This is a genomic window from Trinickia sp. HAY1-2D (assembly GCF_056754935.1).
In genome coordinates this window covers 3,223,524-3,239,457 of the sequence record NZ_JBPGWX010000002.1, presented here as the reverse complement: position 1 = coordinate 3,239,457, position 15,934 = coordinate 3,223,524, and the positions used below count along the sequence as shown (strand labels likewise).

The window sequence follows — 15,934 nt, the reverse complement described above, 5'->3', positions numbered from 1 at the left end:
CGACCGGCTCAGGCAGCCCGCGCCGACTCGCGCCGCGGATGGCAGGCCGGGCAGTACTTGCCGGCTTCGTAAAGCGGCGAACGCTGCGCTTCTTGCGTCACCACGGCACGGCAGCCGAAGCACTGGGTCGTCGGCGTCGGCTCGAGCCGCGGATCGACCGCGGTCCGATAGTCGAAGACGAAACATTCGCCGTGGTAATGGGCGCCGCCGACTTCCTCGAAATATTTCAGAATGCCGCCTTCGAGCTGGTACACATGCCCGAGGCCGATCTCCTTCATGTGAATGGCAGCCTTCTCGCAGCGAATGCCACCCGTGCAGAACGAGACGACGGTCTTGTCGGCCAACGCGTCGCGATGCGCGGCCACGGCTTCGGGGAACTCGCTGAACTTCGCGATGCGGTAATCGATCGCATCGTCGAACGTGCCGACGTCGACTTCGAACGCGTTGCGCGTATCGAGCATGACGACGGGCCGGCCCGCATCGTCGTGTCCGCTATCGAGCCAGCGCTTGAGCGTCGCCGCGTCGACCGCGGGTGCGCGGCCGAGCTCGGGCTGGATCGCCGGCTTTTTCATCGTGATGATTTCGCGCTTGAGCTTGACGAGCATGCGCCGGAACGGCTGCGCGGGCGACAGACTCTCCTTGAACGCCAGCGACGAGAATTTGCCCTCGAACAGGGCGTCGTGACGGATGTAATCGATGAAGGCATCGGCGGCTTCGCGCGTGCCCGCGACGAACAAATTGATGCCTTCGGGCGCGAGCAGGATGGTGCCGCGCAGACCGAGTGCGGCACAGCGTTCGGCGACGAGCGGGCGCCAGGCCTGGATGGCGTTGAGTGTGACGAACCGATAGGCGGCGAGATTGACGATGCTCATGATGGCGATGCGGACTCGGGCGAGCGCGCGCGCATGGCAGCGGGCGCGAGGGCGCACAAACAGGGAAAACGCATATTATCCCGCAAACGGGCGACGGCCCGCGCGCGGACATGCGCGCGAGCCGTTCCGCACGAAGCCCGAAGGCGGTCGATTCGGCGCATCCCTGGGCCAACCGCGGCGAACCGGACGGGCAAAGCCGGGGCTGCTCGGATGTACAATACCGCCCATGCCAGATCCACGTTTCGTCCATCTCCGCGTTCATTCCGAATTCTCGATCGCCGACGGCATCGTGCGCCTCGACGACATCGTCGAAGCCGCCGCCGAGGACGGGCAGGGCGCGCTTGCGCTGACCGACCTCGCCAACGCTTTTGGGCTCGTCCGTTTCTACAAGGAAGCGCGCGGCAAGGGCATCAAGCCGATCGCCGGCTGCGACGTGTGGGTCACCAATAGCGCCGATCGCGACAAGCCGTCGCGTCTGCTGCTGCTCGTCAAGGATCGCCGCGGGTATCTGAACCTTTGCGAGCTGCTGACGCGGGCGTGGCTCACGAATCAATACCGCGGGCGCGCCGAAGTCGATCCCGCCTGGTTCGACACGCCGCTGGCCGTTGGGCTCATCGCGCTCTCCGGTGCTCAGCAGGGCGACATAGGCCTCGCACTTGCAGCGGGCAACAAGGAAGCGGCGCGACGCCACGCCATGCACTGGGCCGAGCGCTTTCCGAACGCGTTTTACATCGAACTGCAGCGCTGCGGCCAGCCGGGCGGCGAGACGTACGTGCACGAAGCGGTCGAGCTCGCATCGGCGCTGCAATTGCCCGTCGTCGCGACGCATCCCGTGCAGTTCATGACGGCGGACGATTTCACCGCGCACGAGGCGCGCGTCTGTATTTCGGAAGGCGATATGCTGGCGAATCCGCGCCGGCAAAAGCGTTTCACGACGGCTCAGCATTTTCTGACCCAGGACGAGATGGCGCGGCTTTATGCCGATATCCCGTCCGCCATCGCGAACACGGTCGAAATCGCGAAGCGCTGCAACCTCACGCTCGAGCTCGGCAAGCCGAAGCTGCCGCTTTTTCCGACGCCCGATGGCATGTCGCTCGACGAGTACCTCGTGCAGCTCTCGAAAGACGGGCTCGAGCGCCGGCTCGTCGAACTCTATCCCGACGAAGCGAAGCGCAACGAAGCGCGCGAAAGCTATTTCGAGCGGCTCGAGTTCGAGTGCGGCACGATCGTCAAGATGGGCTTTCCGGGCTACTTCCTGATCGTCGCGGACTTCATCAACTGGGCGAAGAACAACGGCGTGCCGGTGGGTCCCGGGCGCGGCTCGGGCGCGGGCTCGCTCGTCGCCTACGCGCTGGGCATCACCGACCTCGATCCGCTGCGCTACAACCTGCTGTTCGAGCGCTTCCTGAACCCTGAACGCGTGTCGATGCCGGACTTCGACATCGACTTTTGCCAGGAAGGACGCGATCGCGTCATTCAGTACGTGAAGGGCAAGTACGGCGCGGATGCGGTGTCGCAAATCGCGACGTTCGGCACGATGGCGGCCAAGGCCGCCGTGCGCGATATCGGCCGCGTGCTCGATCTCGGCTACACGTTCACGGACGGCGTGGCGAAGCTGATCCCGTTCAAGCCGGGCAAGCATGTCACGATCGCCGACGCGATGAAGGAAGAGCCGCTGCTGCAAGAGCGCTACGACAACGAGGACGAGGTCCGCCAACTGCTCGATCTCGCGCAGCGCGTCGAGGGCCTGACGCGCAACGTGGGCATGCACGCGGGCGGCGTCCTGATTGCGCCCGGCAAACTGACCGACTTCTGTCCGCTCTATACGCAGGGCGACGACGGCGGTGTCGTGAGCCAGTACGACAAGGACGATGTCGAGGCGGTCGGCCTCGTGAAGTTCGACTTTCTCGGGCTGACGACGCTGACGATCCTGGATTGGGCCGAGCGCTACATCCGCCGGCTCGACCCCGCGAAAGCCGACTGGTCGCTCGCGCAAGTGCCGCTCGACGATCAAGCGTCGTTCTCGATCCTCAAAAAAGCGAATACGGTCGCGGTGTTCCAGCTGGAAAGCCGCGGCATGCAAGGCATGCTGAAGGACGCGCAGCCCGATCGCTTCGAGGACATCATCGCGCTCGTGGCGCTGTACCGTCCGGGCCCGATGGATCTGATTCCGAGCTTTTGCGCGCGCAAGCATGGCCGCGAGACGGTGGAGTATCCCGATCCGCGCGTCGAGCCTGTTCTGAAAGAGACCTACGGCATCATGGTCTATCAGGAGCAGGTGATGCAGATGGCCCAGATCATCGGCGGCTATTCGCTCGGCGGCGCGGATTTGCTGCGCCGGGCGATGGGCAAGAAAAAGGCCGAGGAGATGGCCAAGCATCGCGAGCTCTTTCGCGAGGGCGCCGCGAAAAACGGGCTCAGCGGGGCAAAGGCCGACGAGATCTTCGACTTGATGGAGAAGTTCGCCGGCTACGGCTTCAACAAGTCGCACGCCGCTGCATACGCGCTGCTCGCCTACTACACCGCGTGGCTCAAGGCGCATCATCCGGCCGAATTCATGGCAGCCAACATGAGCTTGGCCATGGACGACACCGACAAGGTGAAGATCCTCTACGAGGATTGCAAGGCGAACGGCATGAGCGTGCTGCCGCCCGACATCAATTGCTCGGCCTACCGTTTCGAGCCGGTCGCCGAACCGGATGGCAAGCGCGCCCGCACGATTCGCTACGGTCTGGGCGCCGTCAAGGGCAGCGGCCAGAATGCGATCGAGGAAATTTTGCGCGCGCGGGAGGCGGGCCCGTTCGTCGATCTATTCGATTTCTGTGCCCGCATCGACCGGCGCGTCGTCAACCGGCGCACCGTGGAAGCGCTCATCCGTGCCGGCGCGTTCGACACGCTGCACGCGAATCGCGCTCAGCTGATTGCGTCGGTGCCGCTCGCGATGGAGGCGGCCGATCAGGCGAGCGCCAACGCGATGCAGGCGGGGCTGTTCGAAATGGACGATGGGCCTTCGCAAGGGCATGAGCTTGTCGACGAGCCGGCCTGGCCCGAAAAGCGCAAGCTGCAGGAAGAAAAGACGGCGCTCGGCTTTTACCTCTCGGGCCATCTTTTCGATGCCTACAAGGGCGAGGTGCGCCGGTTCGTACGTCAAAAGCTCGGCGAGCTCAAGGAAGGGCGCGACAAGCTCGTGGCGGGGATCATCGTTTCGCTGCGCACGCAGATGACTCAGCGCGGCAAGATGCTGATCGCGCTGATCGACGACGGCTCGGGGCAGTGCGAAGTGACGGTCTTCAACGAGCAATACGAGGCGAACAAGGCCGTGTTCAAGGAGGACGAGTTGCTCGTCGTGCAAGGGCAGGCGCGCAACGATGCCTTCACGGGCGGCATCCGTTTCACCGTGGATTCGGTCATGGATCTCGAGCGTGCGCGCAGCCGTTACGCGCAGGCGGTGAAGGTCAGCATGAACGGCAACGCGGATGCGGTGACCTTGCGGCGCGTGCTCGAGGCGCATTGCGCGCCGCCGGCCGAGGCGCAGCCGAGCGCGCCCGCGGCGGCGCCGTCGGCGGCCGGGCGGTTCGGGCCGCGCGGCGGTGGAGACGGCGCGCGTACACGTACGACGGCGATGCCGAACGGACTTGCCGTGCAGATCGCTTACAGCAACGCGCACGCGCAAGGCGAAGTGAGGCTTGGCGACGCGTGGCGTGTGCGTCCCAGCGACGACCTGCTGAGCGCACTGCGCAGCGAATTTGCATCGAGCACTGTCGAAATCGTCTATTGATATGCCCCCTCCGACATCCGGCGCAGCGGGGCGATCGATCCATCTCGGCATTTCTGCCAACGCGCTCAAACATGGCGGCGGGTTCGAGCGCTATGCCATGGATTTGGCTCGTGGCTTGGCAGCACGCGGCATCGAGCCCGATTTTTTCGCGCGCCGTTTCGATACGGGGTTGCCCGAATTCGCGCTCGTCGAGCCGCATAAGATCGGCGTTTCGTGGCTGCCGGGAAAACTGCGCGACCACTGGTTTTCCTGGAGGCTGCGCAGTGCCAAGCGTGCGGCGGGCGTGGACGTGCTGATTGGCTGCAATCGCGTGGATTCGTCCGAAATCGCCGTTTGCGGAGGCACGCACCGCGGCTTTTTGCGCGCGATGGGCCGCGAGCCGACGCGCGCGGATCATTGGCAGATCTCGCTCGAAGCGCGGCAATACGCCAACGCCGAAATCGTGGTTGCTCACTCCGAGCTGATGCGAGACGAGCTGCGTTCGCTTTATGGCTTGCCCGACGACAAGATCCGCCTCGTCTACCCGCCCGTCGATGCAGCCCGGTTTTACGCCGTCGACATGGACGCGCGTCGTACGCTACGTCGGCGCTTCGGCTTTGCCGACGATGAGGTCGTTCTGCTGTTCGCTTCGAGCTCTCACGCGCGCAAAGGCTTGCCGCTCATCGAGACGGTCGTGCGGCAAACGCGGCTGCCGGTCGTGGTCGCGGTGGCCGGACGGCCGCCCGAGCGCACGAGCGAGCGGATCCGCTACATTGGCTACCTCAAGGACCTGGAAGACGGTTACCGGGCCGCGGATTTCACCATTCTTGCTTCGAAGTACGAGCCGTTCGGCCTCGTCGCCATCGAATCGGCGATGTGCGGCACGCCCGCGATTGTCGCGGGGAACATCGGTTGCTGCGATGCCATTGCACCGGAGCAGCGGTTCGTCTTCGCACCGGACGATGCCGCGGACCTGCATGCGGCGCTCGAGCGCGCGACCCGTGTCGCTCGCACGGGCCCGCAGCGTGCCTGGACGGCGGGTGGCCGAGCCGCCCTGGCCTACGACCCCGATGTGGCGGCCCATGTCGATGCGCTGCTCGGACTGGCATGGCAGATCGAGGCGCGGCGCCGCCAACCGGCGACGCGCACGGCGGCTGCACACCGGCCATCGGCTTAGTGGCCTGCTTATAGGACGCCTGCGCGCGCCGTTTCGCCGATCCAGTATACTTTTGCGGTTGCGCGCATGGCGGCAGGATGCGCGAGCAGAGCAGAGCATGCGCTCGTCTAGCGGGCCGGATCCGCTCCGTCAATCCCAAACCACCGGAAGGCGCCATGGATCGCGTTCTCATCGTGAAGGTCACATCGCTTGGCGACATCGTGCACGCGCAGCCGCTCGTGGACGATTTGCGCCGCAACTTTCCGGGGGTGAGCATCGACTGGGCCGCCGACGCCGCGTTCGCGGAGGTGTTGCGATGGAATCCGGGGATCGATCGTGTTCTTTGCGCCCCTTTGCGTCGTTTCAAGTCGCAGCGCGGTTTGACCGACTTCAAGCGCATTGCCGCATCGATCGCGGAATTACGGCGCGTCCGGTACGACGCGGTCATCGACGTGCACGGCGTCTACAAGAGCGCCATCATTGCGTTTCTCGCCCGAGCTCGCGCACGGTACGGCTACCGGTCGGCGGACCTGGGCGAAAAAGGTGCGGCGTTCGCTTATTCAAGGCGATTCGCTCGGCCTGCCGAGCGCAACGCGTGGGAAGGCTTGCGCGAGAGCGTCGGGCAGGCTTTCGGCTATTCGATCGATACGCCGCCTCGGTTCGGCCTGATGATACCGGCTCCCGCCGCGATTCCCGCTGCCGCCCGGCATGGGGCATTCGCGATCCTTTTCCACGCGACCTCGTGCGATGACAAGAAGTGGCCGCTTGAACACTGGCAGCGGCTCGGGACCCAATTGCGGGCCCAGGGCCTTCGGGCTCTGCTACCCTGGGGCTCGCAGGCCGAATATGCCGAAGCCCTCGCCATTGCGGAGGGCATCCCCGATGCGCTCGTGCTGCCGCGGCTATCGGTGCTCGAAATCGCGCAGCACATCGAACTCGCGTCGCTCATCGTCGGCACCGATACGGGCTTCGTGCACCTTGCCGCCGCGCTCCGTCAGCCTACGGTCATGATCTTCACGGCGACATCGCGCCGCCATTTCGGTGTCAGCCTGCCCGGTACCGCGGTATCGGTCGGAGATGAGTGCGACGTGCCTTCCGTCGGCGCAGTCGCCGACGCCGTCGCTTCCGTATGGCGGCCGGCCGCCACTGCACAAGCGCCGCGCACCGCCGCCTCGAGCATCGAGGTCTGATCGCATGCAGCGTTACGCCGTCTGGCCGAGGCCGGAAGGCGGCGGTTGCGCACAGTGCGGTTGGGCAATTCGCGCTCGGTCAGGCGGGATCCGGCCCATCGGCGTACGGTATACTGGCAAGCTTCCGAACGGGGCCGCCGGCGGCCATGCCGGGTCCCGAGCATCGAGCGTATCCCATAAAGGAGTGACGCCGCGACAGTCCGGACCGCTGGTTGCGGTGCGACGGTGTGTCTCGCCTCGAGGACTACACAACAAATGGCGGGGCGGGATTAGTTAGCCAATGAGTCGACTGTTAGGACGTATTCAGATCTTTGCGCGTGCATTGCCGCGGCTCGTGCTCAAGCCTTTTCGCCGCAAGTGCCTGCGGCCTCGCCGAATCTTGATTGCGCATCATCTCTTGCTCGGCGATACCCTTTTGCTCACGCCGTTGCTCGCGAAGCTGCGCGGTCTTTATCCGGACGCGCAAATCGTGCTCGCTTGTCCGAAAGCGATCGTGCCGCTCTACGCTGGCCGCCCGTTCGGCATCGATGCGCTGCCGTTCGATCCGCGCGATCCTCGTACCGTCCGTCACGTATTGCGCTCGGGCCCCTACGATCTCGGCATCGTCACCGGGGACAATCGTCATAGTTGGCTCGCCTACGCTGCGCGTTGCCGCTGGATCGTCGCGCATGCCGGCGACAGGCCGGCGTGGAAGAACTGGCCCGTCGACGAACTGATCGCGTATCCGGAGCGACCGGCCGCGTGGGCCGATCTCGCGGCCGATCTCGTGCCAGGCGAGGCTCCGCCCCTTTACCGCCCTGAATTCTGGCCTGCGCCGGCGCCCGTGATATTCGACGATTCATTGCGGCCGCATACGCCCTATGTCGTGCTGCACCCCGGGGCCAGTACGGCGGTCAAGCGGTGGCCGATCGAGCGCTGGCGCGAACTCGCGTCGCGCATCGAAGCGCTCGGCTATCGTGTCGTCTGGAGCGGAGGTGCGAGCGAAGCGGAACTCGTTCGGCAAATCGATCCCGATTCGTCCCGGCTGAATTTCGCAGGGCGTCTCGGCCTGGCCGATCTCTGGCACTTATTTGCCGGGGCCAGGGCGCTCGTTTGCCCGGACACGGGAACGGCGCATCTCGCCCGCCTGATCGGCACACCGGCCGTCACGCTTTTCGGTCCTGGCAACGCACAGATTCACGGGGCCGGACGTTATTGGAGCGCTGTGCCGTTCGTGCCGGTGACGATCGAGGACATGCCGTGCCGCAATCAGCCCGGTATCTTTCGCCGCGAGCTCGCCTGGGTGCGCCGTTGCGACCGCGATACGACGACTTGCCTCGATTGGCGCGGCGACCACGCGGGCTGCATGGGACGGCTCAGCGTCGACGCGGTGAACGAGGCATTGAAAGTCGCGCTGGAGGCGGCATGACGAACGTCCGCGCGGCGCTTGTCCGCTCGCTGTCGATTTCTTGTCCGCTCATTGCGTTCGCGGCGATGTTCGGCCATATGACGGGGGTCATCAATACGGGTCTCGCGCTGACCGGGCTGGGCGTGGTCGTCGCTGCCTGGTCGGAGCCTCGCTCGTTGGCTCGGTGGCCGCTCGCCGTGCCGATCGGCTTATGGGCGGCATGGAGCCTTGCGGCTGTCGCGTGGTCCGCCTATCCGGCTTTGAGCCGGCACGCATGGTTCGACGAGGTTGTGTATCCGCTCGTCACGTTTTGGGGCTTTTGGCTGTTCGCGCAACGCGTGGGCCGGCCCGTCTGGGCAGCGTGGGCGTGCTGGGCCGCCTGCCTGCTGCTGGCGGCGATCAGCGCTGTCTATCTCGGGCATTTACAGCCTCCCACGCCCGAGACTTTCCCGCTGCATTTCTACGCCCGCGTCGGCCATACGAGCACGCTCGCGATTTTTGCGATTCCGTTGTTCGCCGGGCTCATGATGGGCGAGCGCACCCGGCCCTTCGGGCTGGCGGGCGTGGCATTGTGTGTGTTTATCGGTTTTGCCACGTTGAATCGGTTTTTTTGGCCGGCCGTTGCGGCGACGCTTTTCGTCGCGGCCTTTCCGCTTTATCGGCGACGTCTCAAATACGCGCTGGCCGTATTGGTAGCCTTGTCCGCAATTGGCGGGATGCTGGCGATCTACGGTGGCGCGTTGCGCTTTGGCGAGCAGGCAGCGGCAGCAGCATCGAGTCCATCCGGTGCGACCGGGCAGCCGCACGAGGTGCCGCCCTCGCTCGTGGCGTTCGACGATGCGGTGCGCTCCGATACGCGGCCCAAGCTCTGGGCCTTTTACGGCCGCGAGGCGCTTCATCATGCCTGGCTCGGTGTAGGATTCGGCAAACCGTTGCCGGGCCTGGCGCTGCGTTCCGACATGCCTCCCGAGCTGCTCGCGCTCGAGCCGCAGGCTCCCACGCATGCCCACAATCTGTTCCTGAATACCTGGCTGCAGACCGGGGTGATCGGGGTAGTGCTGCAAAGCGTGCTGCTCGTGGCGTTGATGCTGCGCTACTGGCGGCTGCGGCGAGCCGACCCGTATATTGCCGCGGCGGGTATCGCGCTCGTCGTTGGCATGGTCACGAAGAATTTCACCGACGACTTCATGTGGAAGACGACGATGCTTGCTTTCTGGGCGTTCGCTGGTCTGTTGTCGGGCGCAGGCGAACGCGGACGCCATGAACCGAACTAGCGCCGGCGCATCCGGGGGGAGCGACGCGCTCGGCGATGCGGCCCGCCCCGTGCGTCCGGTACGCATTCTCTTCCATATCAACGATTTCGGGCGGGGAGGCACCGAGACGGCGCTCCTCGCATGGATCAATGCATTGGACAGGCGATGCTTCGTCCCGGCGGTGTCGGTGGCGTACCCGACTGACGACCTCGATTTCTGGCGCGGGCATTCGTTGCCCCCGGACGTGGAGGTGCACGTCCTCGCGCGATCGCGCTGGAGCCATGTATTGCACCAGGCGCAGCGGCATCGCAAGCTCGGTAAATTCGAGAAGCTCGTGCATAAGCTCAGTACGCATGCCGCGATTCGCCCCCTGGTGGCGAGGCGTTTCCTGCAGATCGCGGGCCGGCATGACATCGTTTGCGACTTCGACCTTTCGTTGCGGCGCATTGCCGGACGCGCGGGTGTACCGTGGATCGGCGTCAGTCATTACAGCTTTGCCGCCCGACTCGGAAACAAGTCGGTGGGCCACCGGACCCGGCGTATCCGGCAATTCGAGCGTTATGCCGCCGTGGCGGTTCTCACGCCGGATATGTTGAGGGAAGCGCGTGGCCTTTTTCGCGGCACCGAGGCGCGTGCAGAGGAACTGCCGAACGTGATTCAGATCGACTCGATCCGTCGGCGCGCCGAGGAGGCCGTGCCCAAGCCGGACTCGCCGTTTATCGTATCGGTTGCGCGCCTCGACGAAGGGCAAAAGGATCATAGGACGCTGTTGTGTGCATACGCGAAAGCCCGTGAGCGCCTGCCCGGGATCGGCCAACTGCTGCTGATCGGCGAAGGCCCTGACCGTGCATCGCTCGAGGCATTGGCGAAGGAGCTCGGCATTCATGATGCGGTTCGCTTTCTCGGTTTTTGCAGTAACCCATTCCCTTACATTCGCGCAGCGGAGATGCTGGTGCTGAGCAGCCGGTACGAAGGCTTCGGCATGGTTCTCGGCGAGGCCATGGCGCTCGGCACCCCGGTCATCTCGGCCGATTGCCCGACGGGGCCGCGCGATTTGCTCGAAGGCGGCGAAGCCGGGCTGCTGGTGAAGCCCGGCGACGCGGACGGCATGTGCGAGGCGATGATCCGCTTGAGTGTCGATGGGCAGTTGCGCGATACCGTGAGGCGGCGCGCGCAAGACAAGGTCCGGACATTTTCTCCATCGAGCGCGAATGCGCGCATGCTCGTGCTCGCACAGCGATTCTGTCCGGGTATCTTCGATGCATCGGGCCGCAGTTCGGCCGCAATCGCCGATTGAACCGGCGTAATTTATTCTTCGCATCGTGAACGAGTCCGCTGCCCCTCCCAATCCTCCGCGCACGGTCGCCGTCGTGTGCACCCAGCGCATCGGCGACGTTTTGCTCGCCACTGCGTTGGTGCGATCGATCAAGCGGCAGTGGCCGGACGCCGAGATCGACATGATCGTCTATCGCGGTACCGAGGGTGTACTCGAGCACAATCCCGACCTCAGAAATGTGGTCACGGTTGCGCGCCGCGCCTCGTGGCGCGAGCGGCTCGCGAGCGCGGCGCGTCTTTGGCGCCGCTACGATATCGCCTGCGCCACGCTCGCCTCGAGCCGTTGCCGTTTCTATGCCTGGGCAGCCGGGCGGTGGCGTGTCGGACTCTTCGATCCCGATCGTCCAAAACGCGCGACCCGGTTTTTGTTGCATCGTCTGGCGCCGGACGAGCATCGGCGCGTTCACACGGTGACGAGCTATCTCGCCCTCGCGCCGGTTCTGGGCGTTGCCCCGGTGGGCGAGGTGGTGGCTCCGGGGATCGGCGACGATCCCACGCGCCGGGCCGCATTCGACGCCCGGCTCGCGGCGGGCCGTGACATGCCGCCGCGGCCGCTCGTCGTCGTCCACCCCTATCCGATGTTTGCCTACAAGCAGTGGCATGCCCAAGGATGGTTGCAACTGATCGACTGGCTGCGCGCCCAAGGCTTTGTCGTTGCGCTGAGCGGCGGGCCGGCGTCCGCCGAGCTCGAGTACGCGCGACGCATTGCCGAGTCGGCAGGCGAGCCGGTCATGAACTTCGTCGGTCAATTGAGCCTTGGCGAGACCGCCGAAATGATCCGGCGCGCTGTACTTTTCGTTGGGCCGGACACCGGTGTCACGCATATCGCCGCCGCGTGCGGTACGCCGACGGTGGCGCTGTTCGGGCCGTCGAATCCGTGTCGGTGGGGACCATGGCCGCGCGACTGGCCTGCCGGCAACGAACCTTGGCCGCTGCGCGGGTCGGGCCGCCGCGGCAACGTGTTCCTGCTGCAAGGCGAGGGAGAGTGTGTGCCCTGCAAGGCGGAAGGGTGCGAGCGGCACCTCGCGAGCGAGAGCCGGTGTCTGACCGAACTCGACGCGAAGCGGGTGATCGATGCGGCGAAGATCATGCTCGGTCTTCCAACGGCGTCAGTTGCCGGCGACACACAGCCGCTCGTTCGCCTCCCGGTCGAACGCGGCTGAACTGGGCGTTGGGCTCGCGTGCCAGTGGGCATGCGGTTGCATGCTCAGCGCCGCTCGTTTTGCCGCGCCAGCCACGCGAGTTTGACGAACCGGTAATAGACCGTCTGCGCGTTGAACACCGCGATCATGAAGCCCGCGCGCCCGTCGCTGAAGCCGCGGCGCAGCACATACGTGCGCACGAAGGCCCATAGTCCGCGCGCGAGCGCCACGCCCAGCCCTCCGCGCTCGCCTGCGGCGAAACGCTGACGCGCTCCCGCGCTCGAGTAGGCATCGAGCTTGCGCAGCACCGTCTCGAAGTCCTCGTACGAGTAATGCAGCAGCTTGCCTTCGAGCCGTTCGGCCGGCCCATCGAAGACGAGGCGCTCATGAACGAGATCGTCGGAAAAGCGCGCGGCGTGGCGTCTGAACAAGCGCGGTATCCAGTCCGGATACCAGCCGCTGTGGCGGATCCAGTCGCCGCAAAAGCTCGAGAGCCGGTCCACCGCGTAGACGCTCGCGCGTGGCGCGCGAAGCGCTTCGTCGATCGAGCGGGCCAACTCGGGCGACACGATCTCGTCGGTATCGATCGACAGCACCCAGTCGGTGTCGAGCGCTGCGACAGCGCGGTTTTTCTGCGGCCCGAAGCCGGGCCAGTCGGTCTCGATGAGCACGCGCGCGCCGCGTGCTCGCGCGATGGCGACCGTGGCGTCGCGACTGCCGCCGTCGACGACGACGATGTCGTCGGCGAATGCCACCGCATCGAGGCATTGCGCGAGATGCGCCTCACTGTTGAGCGCGATGATGGCGACGCCGAGCGTCGGACGGGCAGGGGGCGGGTTCGTGGCGGACACGGCGGGCATGGGTCGCGTCGTGGAAAGTGAGCGGAGTATACAGGCCGGAGTGTGCCTCGGACGTCCCGCGTGCTTCGGGGCGTCGGTGGCCCGCCGCCGCGCGCCGGTGGCCGGGCAGCTATAATGCACCGGTTTTGGAGGCTGCACGCGCTCTCGCGCGCATACGGGCACGGCAACGAAGGAACGGGCGAAGGAATCAGTTGGAAACCGAAAATACCCTGCGCAAGGCGATAGGCGAGAGTGGAACGTCGCCCGCATCCGTGCTCAAACGGCTTTGGCCGTACATCAAACCGAACGTGTGGGTCGTGCTGCTGGCGGTCGTCACGATGGGCGTGAGTTCCGCGACCGACGCGGGCATCCCCGCGCTGCTCAAGCCGCTGCTCGACCACGGTTTCGGCGCGAAGGCGAGTGTGAGCGCGAAATGGCTCGTGCCCCTGGCCGTCATCGGGCTCGCGCTCGTGCGCGGCGTATCGCAATATGCGTCCGGGTATCTGCTCTCGTATGTGTCGAACCGCATCTTGCTGCAACTGCGGCTCACGATGTTCGAGCGGATGATCCATACGAGCGCATCGTTCTTTCAGCGGGAGACGGCAAGCACCGTCATCAACGCGATCGTCTTCGAGGTCAATCAGATCCTGAGCGTGCTGACCGGCGTGATGGTGACGCTAGTGCGCGATACGCTGACGGTCGTCTTCCTGCTCGGCTACCTCTTTTATCTGAACTGGCGGCTCACGCTCATCGTGGCGGTAATCCTGCCCGGCATCGGCTGGATCGTCAGCAAGATCAACCGGCGTTTGCGCCGTCTCGGACGCGAGCAGCAAACGCTCACCAACGAGCTGTCCTATATCGTCGAAGAGACGGTGGGCGGCTACAAAGTCGTCAAGGTCCACAACGGCGAGCCGTACGAAATCGATCGTTTCACCGAAATGAGCAGGCGCCTGAGGGGCTATGCCATGCGGATGACCGTCTCGGGCGGTCTCGCGCAGCCGCTCACGCAGTTCCTCGCGTCGATCGCACTCGCCATCGTCATTACGATCGCGGTCCTGCAATCGGCGAACGACCAGACGACGGTGGGCGGCTTCGTCGCATTCGTCACTTCCATGCTGCTCGTCATTTCGCCGCTCAAGCATCTGATCGACGTCAATCAGCCGCTACAGCGTGGTATGACCGCAGCCGAGCTGATCTTCGGCCTCATCGACGAGCCGGCCGAGCCCCACGGCGGTACCCGCGAACTGCCGAGCTCGCGCGGCGAGATCGAGTTCCGCGACGTGTCGTTCTCCTACGGCACCACCGATCAGCCGATTCTTAAAAACGTCTCGATCAAAGTGGCGCCGGGCGAGATGGTGGCGCTCGCCGGGCCGTCGGGCAGCGGCAAGACGACGCTCGTCAACCTGCTGCCGCGCTTTTTCGATCCCACGGACGGAACGATTCTCGTCGACGGTGTGCCGATTGCCGAATACGACATTCACGCCTTGCGCGCTCAGATGGCGATGGTGAGCCAGGACGTGGTGCTGTTCAACGACACCATCGCGGCCAACGTCGCGTACGGCCAGACGCCCGATCGCGAGCGCGTCGACGCGGCGCTGCGGGCGGCCAACCTGGCGGATGCCGTCGCAGCCATGCCGAACGGCATCGATACGGTCATCGGCGGCAATGGCATGAGGCTTTCGGGCGGACAGCGGCAGCGTCTCGCGATTGCGCGGGCGATCTACAAAGATGCGCCGATACTGATTCTCGACGAAGCGACCTCGGCGCTCGATTCCGAGTCCGAACGCCATGTGCAGGCTGCACTGGAGACGCTGATGGAAGGCCGTACGACGCTCGTGATCGCGCACCGGCTTTCGACGATCGAGCGGGCCGATCGCATTCTCGTCATGGAAGCGGGCCGCATCGCGGAAGAGGGCAGCCATGCCGATCTGCTGCGACGCGATGGCCTGTACGCCCATCTGCATCGCATCCAGTACCAGCAGCAGGCCGCCTGAGCGGGTATTACCGCTTGCTCGAAACGCTCGTACCCTACCGCCCACGCTCAGACACCACCGGTCACGAGCGGTAAGACGGTGAGGTCGGGATGGGTGCCGTCGACGATGCTGCGCCCGATGTGTACCGCCTCTTCCCACGCGGCGGCTTCGCTCTCGAAGGCTTCCTCGCCATCGGCATGAAACGGAACGACGTGACCGGGTAATTTCGGATCGGCGCCCGGATGGCAGACATAACCGATGTACGTATACGGCGACGAGGCCACGGATGACCGGCCGGCAGCCGACGCAGCTTCCGGTTCCTTCACTGGCGTGGCGACATGAATTTCGAAGCCTTCGTATTCGGTCATCCGCCACGCGAGGGTTTCATCAGACATGGCACCGTCTCCCTGCAAGGAGCGGTCGGGCGACAGCGCGGTTGCCGCGCCGGCCGCAAATGTTGCGTTGCCGCGCGGGTCTCAGTGCCGACGCCAGACCCTGTCCCAAAGGCGATGACCGCTCGTGCGGCCGAGCCATCGTTCACGCCGGTGCTCGCGTTGATAGTGCGACGCGACGATGACGACGGCGGCAATCAGCAAGACGAGGCCGGTCACGATGCTTTCGATCGATTGGGCCATGAGGACCTCCCGATGACTCACCTGCGTCAGTCAATTCTAGGTGATTTGCGAACGGGGGGCTGAGGGACTGGCCGCGTTACGTCTGTAACGGGATGACACAAGTCCTCTCGAACGCTATGCGCAACGACGTGCTCTAAGCTGTACGAAGGGGACATATCATGGTCAGATCAATCGTTGCCGTCTTGCTCGCCGGCGGGCTGGCCGGTTGCGTGGTCGATCCGGGCCCGGCCTACTACGGCTACGATCCGGGGTATGGCTACGCACCGGAGTATTACGCGCCGGGCTACTACGCACCCGGCTATTACGCTGGACCGTCGGTCGGCATCGTTGGGGTGTTCGGCGGCGGGGGCCACCATCATCACCACGGCGGGGGGCACGGGCGCCGTTGAGCCGCA

Annotated in this window: 13 protein-coding genes; 9 read left to right on the top strand and 4 right to left on the bottom strand. The window is 65.2% G+C overall.

Annotated elements, in window-relative coordinates:
• Positions 1 to 8: 8 nt before the first annotated feature.
• Complete coding sequence (locus ACR9ZC_RS22170; protein WP_440560484.1) at positions 9 to 872, bottom strand: sulfurtransferase; 864 nt, start codon at positions 870 to 872, stop codon at positions 9 to 11.
• A 217-nt stretch (positions 873 to 1,089) separates the two neighbouring features.
• Here ACR9ZC_RS22170 and dnaE point away from each other — a divergent pair, with 217 nt between their 5' ends.
• The 7 genes from dnaE (at position 1,090) to ACR9ZC_RS22135 (ending at position 12,113) form a co-directional block, all read left to right on the top strand.
• A complete protein-coding gene (dnaE, locus tag ACR9ZC_RS22165) occupies positions 1,090 to 4,650 on the top strand; it encodes a DNA polymerase III subunit alpha (protein ID WP_481582741.1) in 3,561 nt (1,186 codons plus the stop codon).
• A 37-nt stretch (positions 4,651 to 4,687) separates the two neighbouring features.
• Complete coding sequence (locus ACR9ZC_RS22160; RefSeq protein ID WP_481582740.1) at positions 4,688 to 5,806, top strand: glycosyltransferase family 4 protein; 1,119 nt, start codon at positions 4,688 to 4,690, stop codon at positions 5,804 to 5,806.
• A gap of 155 nt (positions 5,807 to 5,961) precedes the next feature.
• Complete coding sequence (waaC, locus tag ACR9ZC_RS22155; RefSeq protein ID WP_481581920.1) at positions 5,962 to 6,975, top strand: lipopolysaccharide heptosyltransferase I; 1,014 nt, start codon at positions 5,962 to 5,964, stop codon at positions 6,973 to 6,975.
• Positions 6,976 to 7,255: 280 nt separating this feature from the next.
• Positions 7,256 to 8,383 (top strand): glycosyltransferase family 9 protein, encoded by a 1,128-nt coding sequence (locus tag ACR9ZC_RS22150; RefSeq protein WP_481581919.1) that lies wholly within the window; start codon positions 7,256 to 7,258, stop codon positions 8,381 to 8,383.
• Entirely contained in the window at positions 8,380 to 9,636 is a 1,257-nt protein-coding gene (locus ACR9ZC_RS22145; protein ID WP_481581918.1) for an O-antigen ligase family protein, read from the top strand. Before ACR9ZC_RS22150 ends, ACR9ZC_RS22145 begins: the two co-directional genes overlap by 4 nt.
• Positions 9,623 to 10,912, top strand: coding sequence for a glycosyltransferase (locus tag ACR9ZC_RS22140; protein WP_481581917.1), 1,290 nt, complete (start codon positions 9,623 to 9,625; stop codon positions 10,910 to 10,912). Before ACR9ZC_RS22145 ends, ACR9ZC_RS22140 begins: the two co-directional genes overlap by 14 nt.
• Before the next feature lie 25 nt (positions 10,913 to 10,937).
• A complete protein-coding gene (locus tag ACR9ZC_RS22135; RefSeq protein ID WP_481581916.1) occupies positions 10,938 to 12,113 on the top strand; it encodes a glycosyltransferase family 9 protein in 1,176 nt (391 codons plus the stop codon).
• A 44-nt stretch (positions 12,114 to 12,157) separates the two neighbouring features.
• Here ACR9ZC_RS22135 and ACR9ZC_RS22130 read toward each other — a convergent pair whose 3' ends face one another.
• A complete protein-coding gene (locus ACR9ZC_RS22130; protein WP_481581915.1) occupies positions 12,158 to 12,952 on the bottom strand; it encodes a glycosyltransferase family 2 protein in 795 nt (264 codons plus the stop codon).
• Positions 12,953 to 13,143: 191 nt separating this feature from the next.
• On the opposite strand from ACR9ZC_RS22130, the gene msbA reads away from it, so the two are divergent.
• Positions 13,144 to 14,925 (top strand): lipid A export permease/ATP-binding protein MsbA, encoded by a 1,782-nt coding sequence (gene msbA / locus ACR9ZC_RS22125; RefSeq protein WP_331571765.1) that lies wholly within the window; start codon positions 13,144 to 13,146, stop codon positions 14,923 to 14,925.
• Positions 14,926 to 14,972: 47 nt separating this feature from the next.
• Here the strand turns inward: msbA and ACR9ZC_RS22120 are convergent, their stop codons facing one another.
• Complete coding sequence (locus ACR9ZC_RS22120) at positions 14,973 to 15,299, bottom strand: hypothetical protein (RefSeq protein WP_331571763.1); 327 nt, start codon at positions 15,297 to 15,299, stop codon at positions 14,973 to 14,975.
• Between the two features lie 81 nt (positions 15,300 to 15,380).
• On the bottom strand, positions 15,381 to 15,539 hold the full coding sequence (locus ACR9ZC_RS22115) for a hypothetical protein (RefSeq protein WP_331571762.1): 159 nt from the start codon (positions 15,537 to 15,539) through the stop codon (positions 15,381 to 15,383).
• A 158-nt stretch (positions 15,540 to 15,697) separates the two neighbouring features.
• Here ACR9ZC_RS22115 and ACR9ZC_RS22110 point away from each other — a divergent pair, with 158 nt between their 5' ends.
• Positions 15,698 to 15,928, top strand: coding sequence for a hypothetical protein (locus ACR9ZC_RS22110; protein WP_481581914.1), 231 nt, complete (start codon positions 15,698 to 15,700; stop codon positions 15,926 to 15,928).
• Positions 15,929 to 15,934 lie beyond the last annotated feature (6 nt).

Coding starts and splice junctions, on each gene's coding strand:
- ACR9ZC_RS22170 (WP_440560484.1), bottom strand. CDS start 872: ATGAGCATCGTCAATCTCGCCGCCTATCGGTTCGTCACACTCAACGCC.
- ACR9ZC_RS22150 (WP_481581919.1), top strand. CDS start 7,256: ATGAGTCGACTGTTAGGACGTATTCAGATCTTTGCGCGTGCATTGCCG.
- ACR9ZC_RS22110 (WP_481581914.1), top strand. CDS start 15,698: ATGGTCAGATCAATCGTTGCCGTCTTGCTCGCCGGCGGGCTGGCCGGT.
- ACR9ZC_RS22130 (WP_481581915.1), bottom strand. CDS start 12,952: ATGCCCGCCGTGTCCGCCACGAACCCGCCCCCTGCCCGTCCGACGCTC.
- waaC (WP_481581920.1), top strand. CDS start 5,962: ATGGATCGCGTTCTCATCGTGAAGGTCACATCGCTTGGCGACATCGTG.
- ACR9ZC_RS22145 (WP_481581918.1), top strand. CDS start 8,380: ATGACGAACGTCCGCGCGGCGCTTGTCCGCTCGCTGTCGATTTCTTGT.
- ACR9ZC_RS22140 (WP_481581917.1), top strand. CDS start 9,623: ATGAACCGAACTAGCGCCGGCGCATCCGGGGGGAGCGACGCGCTCGGC.
- ACR9ZC_RS22115 (WP_331571762.1), bottom strand. CDS start 15,539: ATGGCCCAATCGATCGAAAGCATCGTGACCGGCCTCGTCTTGCTGATT.
- ACR9ZC_RS22120 (WP_331571763.1), bottom strand. CDS start 15,299: ATGTCTGATGAAACCCTCGCGTGGCGGATGACCGAATACGAAGGCTTC.